At 59.7% G+C, this 23,459-nt stretch carries 20 protein-coding genes and 1 pseudogene; 4 read left to right on the forward strand and 17 right to left on the reverse strand.

Translation table 11 applies throughout. The features are described from left to right. Nucleotides 1-226: pseudogene (locus tag NIM86_RS16720) on the forward strand (XRE family transcriptional regulator); the annotation flags it as partial. Here the strand turns inward: NIM86_RS16720 and NIM86_RS16725 are convergent. The 11 genes from NIM86_RS16725 to NIM86_RS16775 form a co-directional block, all read right to left on the reverse strand. Then, entirely contained in the window at nt 223-1,119 is an 897-nt protein-coding gene (locus NIM86_RS16725; protein WP_253383824.1) for an ArdC family protein, read from the reverse strand. The pseudogene NIM86_RS16720 and the gene NIM86_RS16725 overlap by 4 nt on opposite strands. 220 nt (nt 1,120-1,339) lie before the next feature. Further along, on the reverse strand, nt 1,340-2,386 hold the full coding sequence (locus NIM86_RS16730; RefSeq protein ID WP_253383825.1) for a Fic family protein: 1,047 nt from the start codon (nt 2,384-2,386) through the stop codon (nt 1,340-1,342). Between the two features lie 74 nt (nt 2,387-2,460). After that, nucleotides 2,461-2,661 (reverse strand): hypothetical protein, encoded by a 201-nt coding sequence (locus tag NIM86_RS16735; RefSeq protein ID WP_253383826.1) that lies wholly within the window; start codon nt 2,659-2,661, stop codon nt 2,461-2,463. A gap of 119 nt (nt 2,662-2,780) precedes the next feature. Continuing rightward, entirely contained in the window at nt 2,781-3,116 is a 336-nt protein-coding gene (locus NIM86_RS16740; protein ID WP_253383827.1) for a DUF736 family protein, read from the reverse strand. Nucleotides 3,117-3,499: 383 nt separating this feature from the next. Then, nucleotides 3,500-3,985 carry a thermonuclease family protein gene (locus tag NIM86_RS17300; protein ID WP_371872940.1) on the reverse strand — a complete coding sequence of 162 codons (486 nt, stop codon included), beginning with the start codon at nt 3,983-3,985 and terminating at the stop codon, nt 3,500-3,502. A gap of 35 nt (nt 3,986-4,020) precedes the next feature. Further along, on the reverse strand, nt 4,021-5,304 hold the full coding sequence (gene repC, locus NIM86_RS16750; RefSeq protein WP_253383830.1) for a plasmid replication protein RepC: 1,284 nt from the start codon (nt 5,302-5,304) through the stop codon (nt 4,021-4,023). 532 nt (nt 5,305-5,836) lie between these two features. After that, nucleotides 5,837-6,019 carry a hypothetical protein gene (locus NIM86_RS16755; protein WP_253383832.1) on the reverse strand — a complete coding sequence of 61 codons (183 nt, stop codon included), beginning with the start codon at nt 6,017-6,019 and terminating at the stop codon, nt 5,837-5,839. Between the two features lie 513 nt (nt 6,020-6,532). Further along, nucleotides 6,533-7,450 (reverse strand): DUF2493 domain-containing protein, encoded by a 918-nt coding sequence (locus NIM86_RS16760; RefSeq protein WP_253383834.1) that lies wholly within the window; start codon nt 7,448-7,450, stop codon nt 6,533-6,535. A 287-nt stretch (nt 7,451-7,737) separates the two neighbouring features. Continuing rightward, nucleotides 7,738-8,847, reverse strand: a complete 1,110-nt coding sequence (locus NIM86_RS17305) for a toprim domain-containing protein (RefSeq protein ID WP_253383836.1) — start codon at nt 8,845-8,847, stop codon at nt 7,738-7,740. After that, nucleotides 8,844-13,211: a strawberry notch family protein gene (locus NIM86_RS16770; protein WP_253383838.1), complete on the reverse strand. Its 4,368-nt coding sequence runs from the start codon at nt 13,209-13,211 to the stop codon at nt 8,844-8,846. The genes NIM86_RS17305 and NIM86_RS16770 overlap by 4 nt, the downstream gene beginning before the upstream one ends. Nucleotides 13,212-13,378: 167 nt before the next feature. Then, a complete protein-coding gene (locus tag NIM86_RS16775) occupies nt 13,379-15,499 on the reverse strand; it encodes a ParB/RepB/Spo0J family partition protein (protein ID WP_253383839.1) in 2,121 nt (706 codons plus the stop codon). A gap of 195 nt (nt 15,500-15,694) precedes the next feature. Here NIM86_RS16775 and NIM86_RS16780 point away from each other — a divergent pair, with 195 nt between their 5' ends. Then, the gene (locus NIM86_RS16780; protein ID WP_253383840.1) at nt 15,695-16,690 is read left to right on the forward strand and encodes a hypothetical protein; all 996 of its coding nucleotides are present in this window, start codon (nt 15,695-15,697) and stop codon (nt 16,688-16,690) included. 21 nt (nt 16,691-16,711) lie between these two features. Here the strand turns inward: NIM86_RS16780 and NIM86_RS16785 are convergent, their stop codons facing one another. Next, entirely contained in the window at nt 16,712-17,992 is a 1,281-nt protein-coding gene (locus NIM86_RS16785) for a Y-family DNA polymerase (protein ID WP_253383841.1), read from the reverse strand. 8 nt (nt 17,993-18,000) lie between these two features. After that, complete coding sequence (locus tag NIM86_RS16790; protein WP_253383842.1) at nt 18,001-18,387, reverse strand: LexA family transcriptional regulator; 387 nt, start codon at nt 18,385-18,387, stop codon at nt 18,001-18,003. A 567-nt stretch (nt 18,388-18,954) separates the two neighbouring features. On the opposite strand from NIM86_RS16790, the gene NIM86_RS16795 reads away from it, so the two are divergent. Together NIM86_RS16795 and NIM86_RS16800 are read left to right on the forward strand one after the other, a co-directional pair. Next, nucleotides 18,955-19,179 (forward strand): hypothetical protein, encoded by a 225-nt coding sequence (locus NIM86_RS16795; protein ID WP_253383843.1) that lies wholly within the window; start codon nt 18,955-18,957, stop codon nt 19,177-19,179. Further along, the gene (locus tag NIM86_RS16800) at nt 19,158-19,811 is read left to right on the forward strand and encodes an SOS response-associated peptidase (RefSeq protein ID WP_253383844.1); all 654 of its coding nucleotides are present in this window, start codon (nt 19,158-19,160) and stop codon (nt 19,809-19,811) included. The genes NIM86_RS16795 and NIM86_RS16800 overlap by 22 nt, the downstream gene beginning before the upstream one ends. A gap of 61 nt (nt 19,812-19,872) precedes the next feature. Here NIM86_RS16800 and NIM86_RS16805 read toward each other — a convergent pair whose 3' ends face one another. The 4 genes from NIM86_RS16805 to NIM86_RS16820 form a co-directional block, all read right to left on the reverse strand. Beyond that, nucleotides 19,873-20,613, reverse strand: a complete 741-nt coding sequence (locus tag NIM86_RS16805) for a DUF3800 domain-containing protein (RefSeq protein WP_253383846.1) — start codon at nt 20,611-20,613, stop codon at nt 19,873-19,875. 154 nt (nt 20,614-20,767) lie between these two features. Further along, nucleotides 20,768-21,994 (reverse strand): MFS transporter, encoded by a 1,227-nt coding sequence (locus NIM86_RS16810; RefSeq protein ID WP_256478556.1) that lies wholly within the window; start codon nt 21,992-21,994, stop codon nt 20,768-20,770. Beyond that, nucleotides 21,994-22,830, reverse strand: a complete 837-nt coding sequence (locus tag NIM86_RS16815) for a M24 family metallopeptidase (protein WP_253383850.1) — start codon at nt 22,828-22,830, stop codon at nt 21,994-21,996. The genes NIM86_RS16810 and NIM86_RS16815 overlap by 1 nt, the downstream gene beginning before the upstream one ends. Further along, nucleotides 22,827-23,459 (reverse strand): HAD family phosphatase, encoded by a 633-nt coding sequence (locus NIM86_RS16820; RefSeq protein ID WP_253383852.1) that lies wholly within the window; start codon nt 23,457-23,459, stop codon nt 22,827-22,829. The genes NIM86_RS16815 and NIM86_RS16820 overlap by 4 nt, the downstream gene beginning before the upstream one ends.

The following is a 23,459-nucleotide window of genomic DNA, read 5'->3' on the forward strand; positions in this document are numbered from 1 at the left end:
AATGACCGCGACACGCGTCGTCCATCTCGCCGAACTTCTCGGCTTCCATCCCATCGAATTGTTTTGTGTCATCGCGCCGCATTTCTTTGGAGAAAACGATGAAGACGCCCAGAAAAAGTTGCAACAATGCCTGCGCATATTGGAACTGCCGCCCCAAACGACCGATGCTTTGGCGCACATCTTCGAATTGATGGAGCAGAAAAGTGAAGGGGAGGGTGGCCGCTAAGCGGCCACCCGGATGTCTGACGGCTGCAAGCTATGCAGGTAGTCGGCTGCGCTTTGCGCCTTTGCGGCCGCGGTGAAGACGGCCTTCTTTTCTTTCTTGAGCAACGCCAACCAACTGTCGATATAGGCGGCCGTGTTGTCGCGTGGATTATGCGGGATACCGAGATCGGCGCACAAGAAAGCTGATGTCAATTCGGCGACGGCCTCTTCCAGGGCGTGACCTGCCGAACCGAAACGAACCGTCAGATCGCGATTGGTGCGATCAGGTCGTCCAGACCAATGGCCCATTTCGTGGAGCAGCACCGAGTACAGGTGCGTCTCGTCGATGAAGCGTGAGCGGTCGGGCATCAAGATGTCATCAGACGACACACGATAGCACGCGCGGGTCCCGCCGTAGGTTATGATGGCGCCGGTCGACGCGACAAAGCGTTCGACGATTTCCAGATGCGGCACGACCTTATCGGGAACCGGCTCGCAGGCCGTGAAATAGGTTTCTGGTAGGTTATCGATCTGCTCGACATTGAAGACCGTGTAGCCGCGAAGATAGGGCACCTCGCGATCCTCATCACCGTCACTGGCGTCCTGCTCCTTTGGTGTGAACGTCCCGTATTTGACGACAAGAGAACCCTTCTCGCCCTTTCGAACTTGGCCGCCGAGCGCCAAGGCCTGGCGGTAAGTCATCCAGACGTTCTGCTGGTAACCGATCATCTGTGAGGCGATCCAGAGCATCAGGACGTTGATGCCGCGATATTGTTCGCCATTGGCGCGGCGAGGCATGATGGCTCCGGCGCGACCGGTACCGACCCATGGTCGGATCCAAGGTTTGGTTCCTGCTTCGAGCTGCTCCACCACCATGTCGGTGATGCGCTGATAGGTGTCGTTGGTGGCTGTCATAACCGTCTCCTTCCGTTGGCTGACGGCAGGAAATGGAGATGGCCTAGGCGAGGCCGTGCACCCCGTAGGGGCCGCAACGAAGAGGAGGACCGCTTCAGCGGTTGCGCGGGGGAGGGGCTATCGCAATGTGCCCGTCAGCCAAGTCAACGGAATGGTGACGGCGGGCCACTCACGACCGCTCTAAGATCGAACCTCATGGAGGAAAATTCTGCAGGCAGCGTCAACGATCCCGATCGTCGTCGGTTTCGGCCTGCTCTTGCTGGTGCCCGCTTTGGCTCCCTGAAGCCGCTGAGGCGTCGTTTTGCGACTCTCGGGCGCCAACGGCCGCCGGATCGGCAGAGGCGTCTCTGTCGCCTTCCTGAGCCATAGAGAGGCGATTATAGTTCGAGTGCGCCGTAAAAGTGATGTCGCGGTCGTCACCCGGCAGGTCTGCCGGAAGATCGGCGCGATCGGCAACGACGATACCGCTATCGGTGACCAAAGAGACGAAGCTGTCATCACTGCCGAGAACCTGGCCGGTGACGGCCGCCCCCGCCTGGACGGTCCGGACATCGTGCTCCAGCGGGTTTTCGCCCCGTTGCCGGAGATCCGCGAAGGCCGCCTCGATGGCGGCCCTCCGTCCCGGATCCGTGGCGTCCTCGATCAGGTGAACCATCGCCCGGCTCGACGGATCCGCCGATGTTTCACGAGAAGCATCAATCATCCGTGGTTTCGGGATGAGCGAGAAGTCGACGTCATGACCATATTCACGGCCAAGAGCGGCGATGAAGGCCTGATTGGTGCGTCCGTTGCCGTCACGAAAACCGTGAACATAGTTCATCTCTCCCATGACTCGTCCGGCAATTTCGGCAAATTCAACAGGTGTCGACCCACGTAGAACGTCCGGATCACGGATCGGCCGAAGTGCTTCGTTGAGCCCCATATCGATCCGCGACCCGTGCAGGAAATGATCGCCGGATTTCGACATATTGCCGATCGGATCGACCACTTCGCCATCGACGATCACGGTCTCATTGCGCAGATGGCCGGCCCATTCGTAGACGTCCTGGAAAATATAGCCGTGGATCGCCTTCAAATGGGTTTCATCGAACAGTCCCTTTGGACCCTGGCCCAATTCCATTTCGGACTGTCGTACGAAAGTTGCGGCGTATTCGACTTCGCGCAGGTCCGAGTGAGACCGAAGGCCGAGCTTGTTCTTCAAAACGTCCTGGTGATCAGCGTCACCGACGTCGTTTGGGTAGGTGTAAGAACCCTTGGCTTTGGCCATTCAAACAAAACGTGCCGCCGGGCATACCCGACAGCACGATCCTCGACTGCGTTTTCGGCTGGGATCGCGGCGGATCAGTTTGCTGGCGAGAGCCCGATGGCCCGCAGCTCTTCCATGGTGATCTCGCCGGCGATGAAGCGTTCTGTAGCCTCGGCAAAAACCGGGCTGGGCATAAGCCCCTCCCGGTAGTTCGCCGCGTGAGCCCGCTCAGCCGCACGACGCCGTCGCTCTATTGCTTCCGGTGACCGGTCGGGGCGCTTTTGCTGGACGTTCATGGGCCGTCTCCTTTGATTCCGATTATAGTCTGTTGCGTCTCAAAAAGCGAGAAGTGCCGCCCCGAAGGGCGGCACTCGCCGGCTGGGCGCCCGGTTGATCCGGACGCAGAGGGAGGGTCTCAAGGCCGGCGTTCGTCCCACTCGATGATGGCCTGCAGGGTGGTGTCGTCCTGCTGCGGATATTTGCCGAGATTGGCATTATAGCCGAGGCGTTTGATCGAGAGGGTGTAGTACGGCTTGTTCTCCTGGCTCGTCTTCTTCCAGATGCCGCCGACCTCGATGTCATGGCCGCGTGGAGATTTCGCGTAGACCCGATGCGTCGGGGCTCTCTCGTTCGAGGAGTCGAAGGGGACGACCGTGATGTCGAGGTCCCGCTCGATGGTCGAGATCAGGCCGGAGCCCTTGGCGGTCTCGATGTCGTCGTTCTCGAACTGGATGTAGTTGGTGATGTTCATTTGAGCTCTCCTTGAAAGCGTTTGCAACGATCGATCTCCAGCACGGCGGGACCAGCGCCGGCGCATCCGCAGGACCGCAGCGCAGCGGAGGATGGCGAAGGACGGGAAATTTGTCGGGCGAGGAGCGTAGCGGGGAAATTTCTCGGATCTCGCCATTGCGTTGGCGCAGCGCCGTGCGATCGATGGCAAGTTGCGGACTGCTTGTGGAGGGCATCATGGACGCTCGCATCACCAAATCGGTTACGTCGACGGAGCCGGCAAAGCGCCTCCACTTGTCCTATTATATTCGGATATCGGGCGAAATCATAGCGGATTGGCCCGTTTCGGTTAAGAAAATAGGCCACACGCATTCAGTAAAGCACCCTCCACCCGAACCAATATGGCTATCTCTGTTGCACAGATCGTCGAGCCCGAGAGCGGCGAAAATCACCTGGATGGCCGACGTCGGCCGACCATATGCCAAGCCTCAGAGACTGCGCGCGGGCCTCCGCTGCTCGATAGGCTGTCACATCGATCGGATGCCGCCCAGGCAGCCACCGTGTCACCACTTCAGCCATCCCAAGAGCGACCATCTCCTGGCCAATGTCACGGCCACCGGCGACACATCTCGCGACAAGACGATCATAGCGGTCGCGGTCAAAGCCGACGCATCTGACTTTATTGCCCCGCAACAGGGACCGCATCGCCGCGGCCGCTTCAACGCCGCACGCCCATGGCTCGCCGTTTTTCAGACCATGTTGCGATCGCTCGCAAGCGTCGATCGCGCCGATCCGTATTCGGACGGCGCCGATCGTAATCGTATCACCGTCGACGACATGCGCTTGGCCCGTAATTTGAACCGTCCATCCGTAAGCTGGATTGGCCAGCATCAGAATGGCGCCGAGGAAAACAACGTGCTTGAGGATCAGAGCGTCGTCTCCACCAAGTTTCGTTTTCCAACGGCGTAGATCGACCGCGTGAGGAACAATTCGCCGCGCAAGGCGCGATCTGTCAAAGCCCGCAGAAAACCGCCAGGTGAGTGGACTTCACCGCGACTATGCCGCTCCAGCATCAACGCGATGGCCACCGCGGCGGTTTGCTGCCCCATCGATTTCATCGCCTCGTCGCGCGCCGGAATGGATACACCGGCGGCCGCGCAGAGCATCGGGATCGATCGGATGAGGGCTTCCCAGCTCCGTGGCGGACCTCCGAGGAACTCCGACACGGACGGACACGCCGACACCACCACTTCAAGAGCCGGAAGGCTCGGCGGTTGGCCGTTGGTCTCAACCGCCTGCCCCGCTCTTCTCTTGTCGGGTTCTTTCTTGCTGGCGAAGCCAGCGAAGAGGGAATAGAGTTGTTCGGCGTTAGCCGAACGCCATCTTTCGTTACGATTCACAGATTGATGAGGGGTTGTATTCTGTTTGTGTGTGTCGAAAACGGCATGCACGCATGTCGTATTTTCATCTTCACTCGCAGGCTCGGCACCGTCAGGATCCTTTGACGGCACTCCGAATATCCGCTCAAGAAGGCGGCGGAGCAAAGCCGTTGCCCGCTCAAGCTCGTCACTGGTCGCGTGAGACGTCCGGCCCAACAAAGCCACGATTGTTCGAAACCGGCTTTCCAGAAGCTGACGAGGACGTTCCTGCAGGTCCTCCAAGCGCTCCAAGGCGACCTCGATAGAGCGGCGAATTCCACGAAAGCGACGTAGGGCTGCTTGAAATTTTCGGCGTTCGGCCTTCGCATCATCGACCATCTTTGACAATTCGCCATAACGGGCGATCAGGACGCGCAGGTCGATGCCGCATCCGGAAACCACTTCGCCGTGCTCGTTTTGGACGGGATAGCGTTTGTAGTTGGCCGAATCCTGCATGGCGATGAAGCCCCCGTCGAACAGCCGGGACAGAAGGCGGCTGACGCGACCTTCGGAACGATGAATTTCGAAGGCGAGCTGCTTATTCGACTTATAGACGATCGGGCGGCCATTCTTGCCGAACGACTCCTTGGTGGCGGTATTGATCAGCGTCACCAGGAGGTGGCTCTCGGTCCCGTTGATCAGGCCGGTGCAGGGCAGCGCCTGCGCAAGGATGGCCAGCTCGCCGCGCGTGATGTCTCCGACCGCCGTTTGTTCGGCGAGCCGGCATAGCTCGACCCGTCGACGTGTGAGTTTACGGCCGATCGGCCGTCGGTTTTCTTCCGCATCTGACATGCAATGTCTCCATCTGGAGACCAGGCAAAGCGATCCCGTTCACCCGGAGGGTGTTTTTTTGTTGACGGTGAGACGGGAAAATGCGAGAAGGAAATCCGCCAAGAAATTCTTTTCGCAAAAGCCCGCTTCGGATTTGGTTCCGGGGCGGCTTTTTCGTTTTGGCTGGTCGGTTAGCTCATTCCTCTGAATAAGGGTGGTGTAGTGACGGGTCGATCCGAATCGGATTGAGTCGGATCGACCCGCGCGGACCGTATCGTCAAAGCCCGATTTTTTCAAGAAAGTGTACCGATATGGCTATCTAACCGAGCGAATATCTTCTCGGAGCGGGCCATATAAGGCATTGATTTCAAGAAATAAGCGTATATTTCGCTTTGATTGGCATCTCACGACGCATTGCCAAAATGGCTACCCGGCAAAACGGAAAATTCTCACGTCCCGGGAAACAGGTGAGTCGCGGCTGAAGGAACCTCTCCATAGCATGAGTCGCGGGTGGCGGGATACTGCGCCCTGCCAAAGCGGGGCGCAGCCGACATCAGCCCGACCGGTCCGAACCACGAAGAGTGACGTCGTAGCTGATCTTGAACGTCACGAAGAACGGTACGGTAACTGAAAAGGCGAGCCTAAGTTTGCCATGAGCCAAGCTTGCGACGAGTTTGTCGATAAGTGTCCGGATTGAACGGCCAGTCTTCCTGCAAAAGGCGAAGAGTGTCTGCATGAGCGTATCCTTCAAAAATTGGTCTGCATGATTGCAGCGGCAAAAGGAGACGCCGGCCACCGCGTGCACCGCTCGCGGCCGCAACGAAGCGGAGCGCAGTGGAGGACCCTGAAAGGGTTGCTCGCATAGGGGGTCGGTGGCTCACAACACGCTGCATAAAGATCGGGAAGACCAAATTTTGGAACGCTGCAGACACGATCCTGCGTCAGCGATGGCCGTTTTCCGAATGAGCAGAAGGGCAGGGGAGTTGGAATGGCTCAGCTCCAAACTTAGGCTTTAGGCATACATCAGGCACGACAGCCCGACGTGAGTGAGTGACAGCGAATAACCCTCCTTCTGGTGATCTCGGCTTCGTCCTGGTCCTCGGGCACGGCAAAATGCCCTTTCGAGGATATGGGTGTGACAGTGATCAACCCTTGGGAGTCCAGACCGTAAGTAGTCAACGCGAGGAGCGATTGACCAGAGGACCATGACGGACGACTAGGCCCCGCTGAATGTGTAAAATCGGCGCCCTCAGGCGCCGATCCTCATGACAGCGATGCCAAGATGGCGGGCTTTGTCGACGAGATTGTCGGTGATCCCAGTGCCTGGCGTGGCGATCAGACCCTGAGGCATCAGCTTCAGCATCTCGTCGTTGCGCTTGAACGGTGCGGCCTTGTTGTGGCGTTTCCAATCGGGCTTGAAGGCGATCGCCGTGACGCCGCGATTGGCAGCCCATTTGCCGGCGATCAGTTCGGCCCCTTTGGGTGATCCGCCATAGAGCAGCACCATGTCGGGATATTTGGCATGGGCCTTGTCGAGTGCGTTCCAGATCGCATCGACGTCCTGATAATCGAGCCCGCCGGAGAAAGCGATTTTCGTTCCGGCAGGGCAGCACACCTGCTTCTCCGTGTGGTGCTTTGCGGCCAGGTAGTTTCGGCTGTCGATCATCGCAGCGGTTAGATGACCATGGTTGAGCTTTGATCCGGACCGTGGTGCCCACGGCTTTCCGATGATCACATGGAAATGCTCGGCCGCGAGATCGCGCATCGCCTCGAAGCAGTTCCGGGTTTCGGTCAAGGTCAGACCCTGATCGACGAGGCGTTCAAGTTCGACACTGCGAACCTCGCTGCCATCCTGGGCGTCTTGTGCATCACGCTGCTTCGCTTCGTTGTCATCGAGCTGCTTCTCGGCTTGACCAATGCGACGGTGAAAGGCGTTGACGAGGCTGAACAGCATTTCCTCGGCGCAATCTTCGAGCCGGTTCTCGCTGAAGATGTCGGCCATCGTCGTCATGAGCGTCCCGATCTGCATCTCCAGCTCGTCCGGATCCGGCAGCAGCCGGTAGTCTCGCTCGTCACCGTCGGCGCGGACGCCGTAAAGGGCGAGTTCCTGCAGAAGGTGTGCAGTCGGACTGGAACTGCTCGCGTGGGAATAGGGACGGGTGGTCATGGCGCTGATCCTCTTGCTGGGCCGCCTTGCGGCCGGGACAACGCGATGAAAGATTGCAGGCGATGGGACCGCACCCGAAGGGCGCAGCGCAGCGGCGAGTTGTAGCGAGGCCTATTTTGCTGCGCGAGGAGCCGCAGGCGGGGAAAATAGGCGTGAGCGAAGACTTGCGGACCCATCGAGGGCGGCTCTCCGCCCGACCCGGCAATCCATCGCTTCAGTTGGCCTGGCCGAAAGATGGCCCGGCGATCAGAGCATGCGTGATCACCGGTCTCCGTTGCCGCGCATGATCACGCGGCCAGTACAAACCGCGCGGCACTCTCGCCAATCTGGCCTATGAACCGATCACGCAGAGACTGCACGCTCCATTGGCGGATATCGTCGTTGAAGTCGCCGAGGACAGGGTCAAGCTCATGAATGATGAGCGCTTTGTTGGCCTGGGCCCGCTCGTTCAGCAGCCGCGCCGCTGTTTCTCCGGCCTCATCATTGTCCTTGATGATCCAGAGTTCGGAGACCGTCTCGGGGACGTCGAAAAGCGAAAGATGGGTAGAAGTCAGGCAGGCAGCGAGCGGCAAACGGGGAAACGCGCTGCCAATAGACAGCACCGATTCGATGCCTTCGCCGACAGCCAGAACCGGCCCGGGCGTGCCGAAACGAACAGCATTGCCATGAAGATTGCCGATCACCCGTTTCGGCTCGACAATGTCCGCGACACAATGGCGTTCGATGTCGAGAAAGGTCCGATTGACGCCTGTCAGTTCGCCCGCATTGTCCGTGATGCGCGCCAGCATCGCCGGGATCTGCTCCGTGCCGCTCGAGGAGCGATAGTAGACACCTGGGTGATATCGCAGGGCCGGACCGAAGCGCGTGATCGCGCGGTTTCGGAGATAAGCCTCAACAGGCGTAGCGGCCATCGGCCGACCGAGTTCAAACAGGCGACCGGCCCTGATCCGCCCCGACGTCGAAGGCTCGTGCCCAGTGGGCGACGATGATGCGGCAATGGTTGTCGGCAGTCGCAGGAAGGATCGGGCCTCTTCCAACGCCTCGGGAAGCGATTTCGCGGTCGTGACGTGACGAATAAGATCGATCAGGTCGCCATGATCCTCCGGATTGGCATAGTCCGACCATTTGCCGGCCTTGCGGCCATAGGCGCTGTGAAGCCGGATATTCAGACTGTGACCTTTCGCCCCGGTCGTATCCGCAACCTGCCAGAAATTTCCAACACGCCTGCCTTCGGGCAGGTATTGCCGACAGAATGCCTCGGCGTTCGCGGCAAGGCGATCGGCGATCTCGGAAACGCTGTGCATGTCGTTCGACCCTCCGGCGCTTTGGCCGTGGCCGCGCATGTCCTGCGCCGCCTTGGCCCGCTTCGTTTCGGACGTTGGCTCGCTGGCGGTCACGCCGCCAGCGCGGTCGTCCCCGGTCGGAACGGAAAGCGATCGATCAGTCGCTCCAGAGCCTCCCGATCGCCGACCGGCAGGAACGCTCTCGTTTTCCAACTGATGATCTCTGTCCGGCATCCAAGCGCCTTGAGGGTGGGCAAAATCGACGGATCGAAACCTATCACCTCAAGTCGATTGACGTCCATGATGCGGGAACGGCGAAGTTGAAGCTTGGCATCAAGCGATATCGTAGCGCCGCGTTCCATGACGGCATCTTCGATCTCAGAGGGCGATAGAGTAATCACGTCGTCGAGACCAAGACCTGCGCACAGCGTTGCGAGCTGATCGGTTGTCAGAACGCGCCCGATAATCCGTTCTCCCTCGTCCGTCTGGAGGCGATAGACGCGCATATTCTCGCTGGGCAAACGATCCCAGATCGGCAACAGCAATCCCGAGACGATGGTGAGACGCGACGTCGTGAATTCGGGAATGGCGTCGACCTCGCGCGACCAGGCAGCCTCGAAAGCCATGTCGGCGACCGGCCTCCAATGGGAGGCCTGCAGTTCAACACAAGTCAGCGACTCCTGCGTCATCGGCCGATAGAGCCTGACCCGCTCGATCACGCTGCCATCATCGGCCATCAGGCCCGAAGTTGGGAGCTGCAGGGCGGCCCGCCCGGACTGCTCGTTGACCAGAAGGCGCGCATCGCCTTGCACCGCCGCAAGCCGTTTCACCTCATCGATCGTCACCGGTTGATTTCGCTGAACTTCTTCGACGGTCAGGGCTGTCGTCCTGGCGCCCGAAGGCGTTGCGAAAATCTCCCGACTGTCGACCACCCTGAAGCTCTCCGCGGTCAGGGTCTCCAGACCAACATCATAGGTGCCGCCTGCTATGGCTGCTTCGACAATGCCGTCCAGGATAGACGTGAAGTCCGCGAAAATCGCATTTTGTTGGGCAATCCGGAGCGCCAGACAACGGTTCAGGAACCGCGAGATGGGCGGCAATTCCTCGCGCAGAGACCCATCACGGTCGACCAGATCAAGACCGGTCATTCGCTGAAACCGCTCCAGCGAACAAGCCGAAATGGTGCCGGCATGAAGCGCGACGAAGAAGCGGCGAAGCGCGAGCCGCGCATAGCCGCTTTCGAGATTGTCCTCGGCCCGGAACATGCCCTGGCCGCCGGTCTGCCGCTGCCCGCGTGTGATCGCCCCGAGTGTGTCGAGACGCCTGGCGATCGTTGACAGAAAGCGTTTCTCGCCCTGCACATCCGTGGCACAGGGCCGGAAAAGGGGAGGTTGGGCCTGATTGGTGCGGTGCGTCCGGCCGAGGCCCTGGATGGCGTTGTCGGCACGCCAGCCCGGCTCCAACAGGTAGTGGACGCGGAGGCGTTGGTTCTTCGCGGCGAGATCCGCGTGATAGGACCGACCGGTGCCGCCGGCGTCCGAAAAGATCAGGACCTGCTTGTCGTCATTCTGGAAGGCGGCCGTCTCGCCGATATTGGAGGATACGGGGCGACTGACGACCCGAAGTTTTGCGTCGGATGTCCTGATCACCCGCCGTGAGCGACCTGTTACCTCGGCCACGGTATCGGTCCCGAAATGCCAGACCAGCTGATCGAGGGAGGATTGCACGGGCGCCAGTGCTCCGAGCTTCTCGATCATCGCGTCACGGGCAGCGACAGCCTCACGGCAGAGAACGGGGTGTCCGTCCGCGTCGAAGACCGGCTTGGATCGAAGATTTCCATCCTCGTCCGTGTAGGGCTCGAAAAGCTGGACCGGAAAGGAGTGATGGAGATAGTCGAGCACATATTCGCGCGGCGTCACGTCAACCTGCAGGTCCTGCCACTCCGACGCCGGGATTTCGGCAAGGCGCCGTTCCATCAAGGCTTCGGACGTTGAGACGATCTGCACGACGGCGGCGCGGCCGTCGGCCAGGTCCGCCTCGATCGAGCGAATGAGGCTCGGGCACTTCATCGCGCAGATGAGATGCGAAAAGAACCGCTGCTTGTTGCTCTCGAAGGCTGAGCGCGCGGCGCTCTTGGCCTGGGCATTGAGCGTGCCCTCGTCGCCGGTTACCCCAGCCGCTTCGAGCGCCTTTTCCAGATGGGTATGAATGACCTGGAAGGCGGCGGCATAGCTGTCGTAGATCTCCACCTGCGCCGGCGTCAGCTCGTGCACCAGCATCTCGTATTCGACACCGTCGTAGGAGAGTGAGCGCGCGGTATAGAGACCCAGCGCCTTGAGATCGCGGGAAATGACCTCCATCGCGGCGATTCCTCCCGCTTCCATGGATGAAACAAACCCGGCCCGCGTCGGGAAGGGAAAGTCGCCTGTCGCCCACAAGCCAAGGCGGGAGGCATAGGCGAGATTGCCGACTTCGGTAGCGCCCGTCGCGGAAACGTAGAGGACGCGCGCGCCGGGCAGGGCGTCCTGGAGAAGCAGACCGGCGCGGCCCTGCTGGGACGGCTTTTTCTCGCCGCGGTCCGAACCCGTGCCAGCCGCGTTGCTCATGGCGTGGGCTTCGTCGAAGGCGATAACCCCCTCGAAATCGCTTCCGAGCCAATCGGTGATTTGCTGCAGACGGCTTGCCTTGATGGTATCGCCCTGCTGACGCTCGGCGGATCGTAGAGTGGCATAGGTGGCGAACAGAATGCCTTCGCTGAGGCGAATGTCACTGCCCTGCTTATAACGCGACAACGGAACGATATCGGATGCGGCGCCGCCAAGCGCCGTCCAATCGCGGCGCGCGTCCTCGATGAGCTTGTCGCTTTTCGATATCCAGACCGCCTTGCGGCGGCCCTGACACCAATTGTCGACGATGACGCCGGCGACCTGGCGGCCCTTGCCGCAACCCGTCCCGTCGCCGAGGAAATAGCCGCGCCGGATGCGATGCCCCTGGCCGTCGGCGGCGCGCACAAGCTGGCCGGTCTCGGGCTCGTGCGACCATTCGCCCTGCAGGAAGCTCGAATGGGCTTCGCCGGCATAAACGATGGTTTCGAGCTGGGCGGCCGATAGGATTCCGTCGCCGACCAGATGCGCCGGCAGAAGCGGCTGATAGGACGGCAGCGGCGGGGCGATGGAGGCCATGGCGGCCGACTGAACCAGCTTGTCCGGATGATCGGCCGCGCCCTCGATCTCTATGCTCTGCAGCTCGTAGGGCTCATAGAGCGAGGCGGTCAAAGCCTTTGTCTTTGCCGCCCAGGCCTTGGGGAGATACGAAATCGGGGTGGTTGCGATTGCATCGAGCCTGTGCGCCGCCTGGGCGAGCGCGAGTTCCCGCGTTTCGGCCTGCGCCTCTTCACGAATGTCTGTCAGGCTGCGCGATATGGCCTGGCCCGGCGCGGCAGCGGCCGGTCGGCTGTTGATGGGCCCGCGCTCACGCACCGGGCAGCTCTCGATGATCCGATCCAAAAGCGACTGCGGGTCGCATGGCTCACAGTCGATGCAGCCGGAAAAATCCCCGGAATCGACCGCTGGCCGCTTGTCGAAGACGCTCAGCCGCGTGTCGATCGTCGTGCCATGGCGCGCATAAGCCGAACCGGCGATCGGTGCCGAAAAGACGAGACGGCCGCTTTCCTGGAGTTCACGAAAGCAATCACGCCAGCCTGGATTGGATGGCGAGAAGCTGGCGCCGGTGACGGCGACGAGACGACCGTCCGGAGCGAGGCGCTGCAGCGACGAGCGGATATGGCGGGCAGTCGCCATCTTGTACCGGCCATCGACTTTCGGCGAGGCCGAAAAGGGTGGGTTCATCACGACGACGGAAGGGACGAGGCTCGGATCGAGACGATCGTGGATCGTTGCGGCGTCATGGCGGGTGACGGCACTGGTCTCGAAGATCTGCGCCAGAAGCTCGGCGCGAAGTTCGGCGAGTTCGTTGAGGACGACGCGGGCGCCGGCGTTGCGTGCGAAAATCGCCAGCATCCCGGTGCCGGCAGATGGTTCGAGCACCAGATCGCCATCGGCGATCGCGGCCGCCTCGGCCACGGCAAGGCCGATGGGTAGCGGCGTGGAAAACTGCTGCAGGGCCTGGCTTTCCTCAGACCGCTTCGTTTGGGTCGGAACGAGGCCAGTCAGGCGTTCAAGCATTGCCAGATAGGCGGCTGAGGATCCCGCCTGGCGCCGCATTGCCGGGCCGAATTTCTTCAGGAACAGGACCTGCGCGACCTCGGTCGCCTCATAGGCGTCCTTCCAGGACCAGTGGCCGGCGGCATCGGTGCCGCCAAACGCGACCTCCATTACCTGTCGCTGGACTTTCGCGTCGATCTTCCGACCGTGTTCCAAATGGCGCGAGAGGGCCGTTGCGGCCTGAAACAAAGCACGGTGCTGGGGCAGGGTAGGGGCTGCAAGGGCGAGGCTGGGCATGTTGGCGAGGGCATTCATCGAGGATCTCCGTCGGTTGGCGATTTGCGCCCTCGCTGCTCTCTCTCGATCCAGCGAAGGCCTGCCCTTCGCTCGCCACCCTCTTTCTCTTTCCGGTCCTCGAAGTCCGACCGCATGAAAAAAAGGGGCCTCGAAAGGCCCCTTTTTGAAGGTCTGGCAATGGTGTTTCAGGCGGCCGAGGTCAGAAACTCCGGCAGCTCCTCGTCTTCGGCGCCGTCGGCATCCTCATTGCCACCCTGTATCTCCCCCGCCTCCGATTCCGGGGCTTCGTCATCACCGTCGCTATCGGCGATTTCGGAACGATCAGGCTCGGCTGCAAAGCTCATGCCCTCCGGCACCCAGGTGCCGGTTTTGGCCGCGGTCGCCGGCGTCAGACCGGCACGGGTGCGGGCATCTGTTGAGAAGGCCGCCTCCATGGCGTCGGCCAGCTCGCCCTTCTTGTAGCCGGCGTGATCATTGGTCCATTTGTCCCCGATCCGCTCGCGTGCGACCCGCAGCATGTAATCCTTGGTCACGCGCTTGAAGACGGCTTCGGCCGTCGGACGCCAACTGGCGGCGACGTCGACACCGAGACGACGGCCCGCTTCCTCGACAACCGGATCAGCGCCATGATCGACGGAGAGCTGCTGGACCAGCCCGGCGGTGGTCACATGGGCGAACAGCTCCTGCTTTTCCTCCGGCGAAAGGGCAGAAAGCGCGACGAAGTCCTCCGGTTTCGGCAACTCCATCCACTCCAGACGAAGGTTAGCTTTCAGCTTCGTCATCATCCGATCGGCGACGCTGTCCTTCAGATGCTCGCGCGATGCCGTCACCATCGCCGGCCTCAACGACACATCGATCGGCGTGCTGACATATCCGGAGGAGAGCGTCTGCCGGCACATCGAGTACAGCATCACATCGAATGCGACCTCGAAATCGACCGCCAGGTGCACTTGCATGATCTGGTGGCGGATAGCGCGAAGATCATCGGCCAGGGCCGCCGTCAGCCCCGCTTCCTTCAGCGCCACGGTTCGCGGATGGTCGACCTTACCATCCGTTATCCGTTGCGACGACGGCGGTGAAATCCGGATGGCCGGATCGGTCCCCGCATCGTCAGCCTGGGTGTCTTCGTCCTCGGCGCCATCCGGCTCGGCTGGCACGTCCTCCGGCTTGACGAGACCCGCTTCCACCCGCAGCTCTCCATTGGAAGAAAGGCTGATGAAGCAACCGGCGATGGCCTTGGCTTCGGCGCTATAGACGTATTGCTGCTCGGCAAGCTGCGTCTCGATCTCGTCGTATCGCGCGTTCAGCCTGTCATATTCGGCCTGCTCCTCGTCGCTGACATCATCCTCTTCATCGATCTCGGCCAGACGCTCGTCGATGGTGGCAAGTTCGTCCTGAAGTTCCGAAGGATCGAAGTCGAGCGGTTCTGGATAGACCCGGGCATATGCCCGCGCGGCGTCCCACGGCATGTCGAGCATCACCTCAACCCAGCGCCAGTCCTTGCGATACGGCTCGGCCGCGGCGTCGAGCTTTTCGAGAGCGAGTTTCTCGACAAGCGCCCGATCGTCGAGATGCGCATTATCGCGATCGCTGAAAAGGTCGCGGGTGACATGGCCGCCGGCGTCCTCGTAGGCGTCAATTCCGACAAACCGCCCAAGGACAGAGCCGGACGAGACGCTTGTCTCTGTCAGCAGACGGCGAATGGCGCTCGGCATGGCATCACGATAATGCCGATACTGAGGTTCGACATTGCTCCAGATTTCCCGTTGGCGATCGTGGGAGTCGGTCAGCGTAAAGGCCATGAGTGCATCGAGTGTCAGCGAACCGGCGCGATAGTAGTCTAGCAGCTCCGGGGCTACCCGGGCGAGCTTCATTCTCTTGCGCACATGAAGAACGGAAACGCCGAAGCGATCGGCGACGTCCTGCTCGACGGCGCCATTCTCGATCAGATCGGCGAAAGCCTCATATTCGTCCGCCGGGTGCATCTGTGCTCGGGCGAAGTTCTCGGCCAGTGATTGTTCCGCGGCTTCGTCGGGGTCGCAGATTTTACAGGCCACCTTGTAATCGCCATCGATGACGTCCTTGGACCAAAGGCGCTGTAGCGCCTTGAGGCGACGGCCGCCGGCGTGAACCAGGAAGCGTCCATCCTGGCCTTCCTCGACGCTGAGATTCTGGCCAAGGCCATGAGCTGCGATGGACGCCTCCAACGCATCCTCCTCCGCCTGGGTCGGCGGTGTCTTACGAACGTTTTTCGGGGAAAGGTCAAGAAGGTGCAGCGCAATCTTGCGGATCACAGTCGTTTTCATCGTCAGGGTTCCTTTCGGTCTCCGACGAGCCGGGAGAGCCTCTCTCTCCCTATTGGAGCCCGTCAACCGGGCTCCTCCTCCCTCTTCCTCTTAGCGGCGGTTCCGACCTAGCGGACCGCCCACGGTATCTTGGCCAGGTGGCGGAGCGCTGTTAGGCTTCAGCGGCTCGGCCCCGAGAAAGTCAACACACAGACCATGGCAGACAAGCGATCAATCATCCGTAACGTGCCGGATATCAGCGAAGACGCTTGGAAGGCTTGGATGATCGCTTTAGCGATCCTTTTCGCCATTCTCGTCGTTGTCGCCGGAATTTCAACGATCTGCGCCGACAAGCCTGATGATCAAGTCAAGGTGGCGCAAACATTTGCGCCTTTCCTCTTGGCAATGGGAGCTGCTGTCACCTTCGCCACAATAGGTTGGCGGGGTACAATTAACTCCAGGCAGGCCGATGAGGCGAAGCGGCAGAACGATGCCGGTGACCGCAAACAATTGGCGGACTTGCTGCTAAAGGGCAACGAACTTGTTGAAGGAGAGCCATCGGGCTTCCTCCTTGGAATAGAATTTCTGACGATTGTCGGATTGAGCAGCGACAATGTGCTTGCAGGAAGCGCCCTCGATAGCCTCGCCCGCCAATATCCGAAGGTCTTCGAACGAGACGGGCATATTGGTGGAGATGAGATAGCCATCGCCTTCGGCGAAGCCGAAAGGATGAACCGTATCAATGCCAATCGACAGATGCTCAGATTTCCGCAGAACAGCACATTTAGCGCGTTCGACAATATGCCGCGAGGCACATATGTCGGCGCGTCCGTTTCTTTTTTGAACACGCCGTATCTTTGGCCAGAAATGCACGCACAAGGCCGTGATCGCGAGATCGACTTCCTAAGTTGTCGGATTTTCCCTCCAATCGATGATGACGGCCTTGAGCTAATGCTGGATGAAGTCTTTTACGATTGCACGTTTGTAATTGCCGGCCGTGTGAAGACCGTTGACTGGCGGAACGGGAGAGACCACGCTCTTCTCGATGTCGACCTTAGCGGGACCAATTTCAAGCATCGGGATGTCCTGATGGGCCTGTCTTACAATGGATGTCGGTTCGACGACAATGATCCCCCGCTCGTCGACGGAGTACCGATTTCAGAAGGCAGCCCTGAATGGGTACGGATCAGAGGCACTCCGGCCAGAGCATGATCTCGCCGAAACCGATCACCCTCAGATCCGCACGACAGGCAGATCGCTGAGACGTGTCGTATAGCGCGGCGATCGATGATCGGCCCGCAACGCCCATGGACGTTGGAACCCTTCGCTCGCAAGGATGAGTGTCTTTCTGCCAAAGCGATCATTGACCGCATCGAGCGCGTCCATCAAACGCGCATCGCGCGGCCGATCCGGGGGAAGAAGAAGCTGCGGCGCGACGCGCGCGGCAACCAGGTCATCGAGTATGACGCCGGCCTTCGTATAGGCATAGCCGTTGGCGCTTCGCTCACCCTTCCAAGCCGCTGCGATGCAGCGCAGGACAGTATCGACGAGATCGAACGTATCCGCCGACATTGGCGACAACCGCGTCGTCCGCGAGGCCGAGTGTTGCGGCCGGTCGGGCTTGTGCGGATTGGTATGGAAAAAGGCGGTCAGCGTACCGGCCACCAAGCCGTGGGAGCGCAGCTTTTCGGCCGCCCTGCTCGCATGGGCCGTCATGGCCTGAGCCAGTTCGTCGAAACTCGTCATCGGCGTCCCGGCCGAACGCGTGACGGCCATGCCCTTGCGTTGTGGTTCGACCTCTTCGATGGCGAGGCAGGCGATCCCCTGCAGCTCGGCAACGAGACGTTCCAGAACGACGGTTCCGATCTTGCGCGCAAGGGGCAGTGGCAGATCGCGAAGCTCGGACGCCCGAGCGACACCCTGGCGGATCAGCTTTGCCTCCGTCGCCGGTCCTACGCCCCATATTTCGCCGATAGGAATCCTGGCGAGGACGTAGTCGCGGATCGTCTCGTCCATCAGGTCACAGACGCCGTCGAAAAGAGGGTTCTTCTTCGCCGCGAAATTCGCGAGCTTGGCGAGCGTCTTGGTCGGGCCGATGCCGACACAGGTCGGAATCCCGGTCCTTTGGCGAACCGCAGCGCTCATTGAGGCTGCATGCGCCACCATACGGTCGCCGAAGCCGGATAAATCGACGAACGTTTCGTCGATCGAGTAGACCTCGTAGCGGGGAGAGAAATCCTGAATGACCGCGACGACACGCCGACTCATATCGCCGTAGAGCGTGTAGTTTGACGAAAAGACACGAACGCCGTGACGGCGAATGACGTCGCGGATTTGAAATGCCGGCGCACCCATTTTAATGCCGAGCGCCTTAGCCTCGTCCGATCGGGCGACGGCGCAACCGTCATTGTTCGACAGCACAATGACGGGAACGCCGGCGAGGCGTGGGTCAAACACCCGCTCACAGCTTACATAAAAATTGTTGCAGTCAATAAGCGCGATCGGTTCGGCCATGGGTGGGGCTACTCGACCGGCAAGCGGCGCACCACGCCAGCTACAACGCCCCATATTTCGGTCGACTCGGTGACCGCAATAGGCTCGTAAACATCCGACGTCGAACGAGGATCGAGATAGTACCGGCCGTCTCGTCGGGCCAATTTCTTGACGGTGACGGCGCCGTCCACGATGGCCAGGACAATGCGTCCGATCCGCTTCTTACCGGCCCGGTCGACGGCAATCAGATCACCGTCGAGGATCCCTTCCGCCTCGAGGCTATGACCGCTGACGCGCCACCAGAACGTCGCGCTTTCATGGCGTATGATCCAGGCCATCGGATCCACGGTCTCTTCGACATCGTCGGCAGCCGGGGAGGGGAATCCCGCCGGCACGGTCATGGTTGCGATTGGCAACTGCCGTGCTCGACGCCTTATTTTAAGCGGTGTTGAAACCATGGCCTTAAGAACATAAGAGGAACAAAAGGCCATATAGCGACGCTTTGCCGGCGGATGTCAACGGGAAGCTGGTCTGTGACGGGCGGACCGAGCGTGCGTCCTGTCGGCGTCGATGGCGTTAGTGGGAGCCGTCCCGTAGGACAGCTCCCCGCCGAACGGCAAGAAGGGCTAGCGACCTGCCGCGATCGGCTACCGCAACGCGGTCCCGAAATTATGCGACGGACAAGACGGAGAGTAAACGCCCACCGGCATGACCGCGGGACCCGCACGAACGATCGTCACCCGTATGGGCGGAGACCGGCTGGCTGGGCTCCGTGCCGTCAGGCATAGAGCGTGGTCGCGGAGCGACGTGCCCAAAAGGTCAATTGCAGATGTTCCGCAAATGTTCTGGAAACTCCCTTCAATATCTGCTTACCTTCGGCGATGATCCAATGGCGTGGCTATTTTCGTTGGCGGCAGACTTGGCCGGATGGCCCTCATCCTGATGATTTCGGCACCTGCGTCCGTAATCGAGACGGCGCGACCGTGGGTGTCGTTGTCAAGCATTTCGACGGTCGTTGGAACTGGGCAGCCTATGATGCGGATACGAACCCGCGCGGCCTGGAGGACACGAAGGCGCTGGCCAAACTTCAGGTCGAGCGTCGCGCACGCGCCATGCGAAAGGAGCCGAATTTCATGTATAGGGCCGGATATAAATCGCCCAGCGCCAAAATGATGGAGCGCCGCTCATGTGCAATCTCTACTCCATGACGAGCACGCAAGCAGCGATCCGCGACCTTGTGAAGGGCATGACGGACAAGACTGGCAATCTGCCGCCGCTCCCTGGCATCTTTCCTGATATGCAAGCGCCGATCGTGCGAAACGGCGCCGATGGTCTGGAGATGGTCGCGGCCCGTTGGGGCATGCCGTCACCAAAGAAGGCGCTTGAGAACAAGAAGACCGACCCGGGCGTCACCAATGTCCGGCGGACGGAATCGCCTCACTGGCGCCGTTGGTTGAGCGTCGAACATCGCTGTCTCGTCCCGCTCACCTCTTTCAGTGAATACGACACGATCGACGGCAAGAAAGTGCCGGTCTGGTTTGCGGCCGACGAAGGTCGGCCGCTTCTGTTCTTCGCCGGAGTCTGGACGAATTGGACGGCGGTCTGGAAAGTGAAGGAGGGCGAGGTCAACGTCGATCGCTACGGCTTTCTGACCTGCGAGCCGAATGCGGAAGTGAAGGCTGTCCATCCCAGGGCCATGCCTGTCATTCTGACGACGGCCGAAGAGCGCGAGGTCTGGCAGCGGGCCGACTGGAATGAAGCCAAAGACCTGCAGCGGCCGTTGCCGGATGGCGCATTGCAGATTGTCGCCAGAGGCGACAAAAAAGACATTGGCTCCTGAAGCCGTCTTGCCTCGCAGTGTCAGCCAAAAGTCGCCGAGCAGAGTGGTGTTCAACCACTGATTAATCGCGAATGCCGCTTCGAACTGCGCACCGGTTCAGCCGTGCGGCGAAGTAGGTCTTGAATATCTCGTTTTCGGGATACTCATCTGGAGCCTTCCAGCTCGCTCCGAGACGACCAACCAGTCCGCTGATCCAATCGGCGGCCTGCATGGTTTGGTAGCGATGGCTCTCCACCTGAAAAGGAGGCTCGACGAGACACCGACGCTGATCCATTCCATACATGGCAATTGCGGCCTGCGTTATAAGTTCAGACCGCTGATCATGTTCGTCGAGAGCCAGCAGAAAGCGATCACAAGGGTCGCAATCTTCGTCACAATGCTGGTCGATACGTTTGATTGCCTCGCGCAAGATGTGCCGATAGAGCGCGTTCGGGTCATGGTCCGCCGGTGCGTCTCGCGTGCACTGGCCGACGTAAAAGGCAAACCCGCCAAGCTTCGTGATCTTATTGAAGAGCCGGTTCGTAAAGGCGCGCAGCTCGCGGTAAGTTTCGACGTTTCGAACGGTGTAGAGGGCCGAGCCCTTCTTCTCCCAGATAGCGGGATGGATGCCGTCCCGCTCGATTTCGAACTTTAACAGGTCACACTTTCGCTGATAAAACCACGTGGCGAAATTGCGGACCTCCTCGACCGGAAGAACGAGACCGGCAAGACCGAAAACGGGGCTGTCATTGTGTTTGGGATCGTCCCGGCTGATATAGGGACCGATATGGCCGAACTCGTCGAGATAGGCGATATACGTCAAACGTGGCTCCAGAAGCACGAAAGCCCGCGCTTGCGCACGGGCCTCGGAATGAGTGCAACCGGAGCTGCGTCTCTGACACAGAAATGAGCGTTCCCGCATCATTTGTCAAGATCGGTTGACCGAGGCTCGACTGACGAAGGTCAGTAGCAAGCTCCTAGCCGCCCTCCTTTCCGGCCTCCGACATCGATCCGATACCGGCCGGGCGCCAACGGGCGATCGCTACGAGCATAACGACCGCTGCGACAGCGATAATCGTCGCGAGAAGGGGTACGGATCTGTTTCCGAACATGGAAAGCGCAGCGGCAAAGAGCGGCGTGCCGCAGGTCGCCCCGAGATTGCCGAGTTGGGTGATGGCGCCATTGGACTCCGCCTGATCCGCCTCAGAGTGACAGAGCTGGGGGATCGCCGAGAACGACGATGCCTGAACGATTCCCGAGATGAACATGGTCACGCATGCCAGAACGGGATAGGCGGGACCTTGCAAGACGAAGGCGAGGCTTATCGCCAAAACGCCGAAGATCGCAAAGGTGAACTGCAATTGACCGATCGGGCGCTCGGCCTTTTGCGCGATCGCGCCGCCGGCGAAGGAACCGACGATCGTCACCAAGGGAAGGACAGTCGCCAGAAGCCGTGTCGTTTCCTCATCAGACGCCAGTCCCGGTAGGAATGTGAGCAGGGCGACGAAGAGAAGCGTGTGCCAGAAGAAGGCCAGACCGGGCGCCGATTTTCGGAGCGAGCGATACACGGTGAACTGCCCGAGCCAGGCCTTACGGATCTCATGAGCAAGATTGTCGATGACGACCGGCGGCGCCCGTCGGCCGACAAGCAGATAAGCGCCGAGGAGAACGATCAGCAAAGCTGCATGAAGCCCGTAGAGCGCCGAAAAGCCATAGCTGTTCTGAATGGTCGGAGCTATCAGCCCGGCGATGGCGTAGGCGACGCCGAAGAATGTCGCCCACAGACCCATGGTCAACGATCGATGGCGGGCAGCGCTGTTGGCGATAATGGCCGTCGGCGCGGCAACGACGATCAGAAGGTGGGACACGCCTTCCAGGAGCCGGCTGGCCATCACCACCGCGAATGGTGGCAGAAGGGTCTGAACGATCGACGCCAGGATGCCGATCAGGCAGGCGACGATGATGGCGCGCCGCGGGCCGATGCTGCCGACGAGGGCTCCGGCCGCGGTTCCAAAGACAATACCCATGATGCCAACGGAGGACAGGACCAGCGCGATGGAAGCGTCGCTGACCTGGTAGTGAGCCGTCAGATCGGCGAAGGTGACCGAAAACTTCGCGAACTGCATGGCCGCCGCCAGCCCAATCGCCCAAAGAACGAGGACCGCCGGCCATCGCGTGTTTTGTGTAGAGGCGACAACATTCATCAATTCAGGCCAAACTTGTACATCAAATCGTCACAAGCATCGCACACTTGAAAGCGACCTTGCGTATATTGCGCGACGTAATGGATCATGACCTTTGGCAAGTCAGGGCAATGTTGTGAGACACATTGTGGTTCAATCGTAAACTGAATACCGGTCGCCAAATGCAGACTAGAGTCGCTCGACAAAAAAAGGCGCGCTTTCCTCATCGCTTCTGCTCCTCCGTCATTAACGCAGAGAGACGCATTGGCCGCAGAACTACATGACAGTCCACTTTCCGTGTCGAGCAAGGGCAGTGTATGACCAAAGTTATAGTCGTTATCCGTTGAACTCCACGTCCGACCGTCGATTCCACATGTGGCCAAAATATCTTCAAATCGAAGATAGAGTTCACGACCGAGACAAATATCCTCAAGTTCCGCGAATAATTCACGGCAACAGCCGAGGCAGGTCTGGAAATGCCTTTTTACGTTGGCTTCCGCACCAAAGTACATAGTTGTCGCAAAATCTGCTGGCAAACCGGTGTAAATGTCAACGTTCGATGCATACGCAATAAGAGCACTGCTACCCCAATCGATTGGTCGATCGGAAGGATAGAATTGGGGGTCGCGGAAGGACTTGAAATGAGTTCGCCGCATATCGTCGCCCTGGCTAGCAAGAACCGCCATTCCTTTTTCTGGAGGGGCATACCAGCCATTGTCCGTGAGAGATGAGTGGCTGCGAATCTCCTCAAGCCATGCTTCCTTAATCACTCGCTCTGAAATATTGGGCTTTCCAAGAAGGTCCAGAATAACTTTAGCTAGACAATCAGAAACCACACGTCGTCCATTGTTGATCATCGCGGACTCCAAAGACGTTCTGATTGAATGAAGGCATCTAGGAGACTATTTCCATTATACGCCATCACAGCGTGAGCTTCGACATATTCATCACCGTTTATGGATATTGGATATTTTACCTTTTGAAATAGGGGCACATCACTGCGGGAATCGCCGAACGCGACGGTCTCTACAAAATCAAATCCATGCTCATCCGCAACATCTTGCAGCAGGTGAATCTTATGCTCAGGAGTCAGAATTTTATCATAGTTATAACCGTGATTAGGGGGATAGGTCGTTGAAAATACGTGGTCAAAGCCCCATTTCAGGAATTCATTAGCAAATATATCTTGCGACATCGTCACGACGCAGCTTATGCCGCCGGCAGACCGGACTTGGGCTACTACTTCTTCGATACCGTCGATTTTCGGAGCTTTTGCAAAAGCGGCTTCAGCGATCGTCGGGGTTATTGGTCCCCACAATCGTGATATTTCCCTCGTAAAATCGACCGTATCTAAATCACCGGCAACATATCGCGTTTCCAAAACATTGAGCCTGTCAACGGTACCTAGCTCTTTGGCCAGCTCCAACAGACCTGAGGTGCCAGGAAGCAGTGTTCCGTCCATATCAAATGCAAAAAGCCGCGACAT

Origin of the sequence: Notoacmeibacter sp. MSK16QG-6, assembly GCF_024158145.1 — a bacterium.
In the GTDB taxonomy this organism is placed as follows: Bacteria; Pseudomonadota; Alphaproteobacteria; order Rhizobiales; family Rhizobiaceae; genus Notoacmeibacter.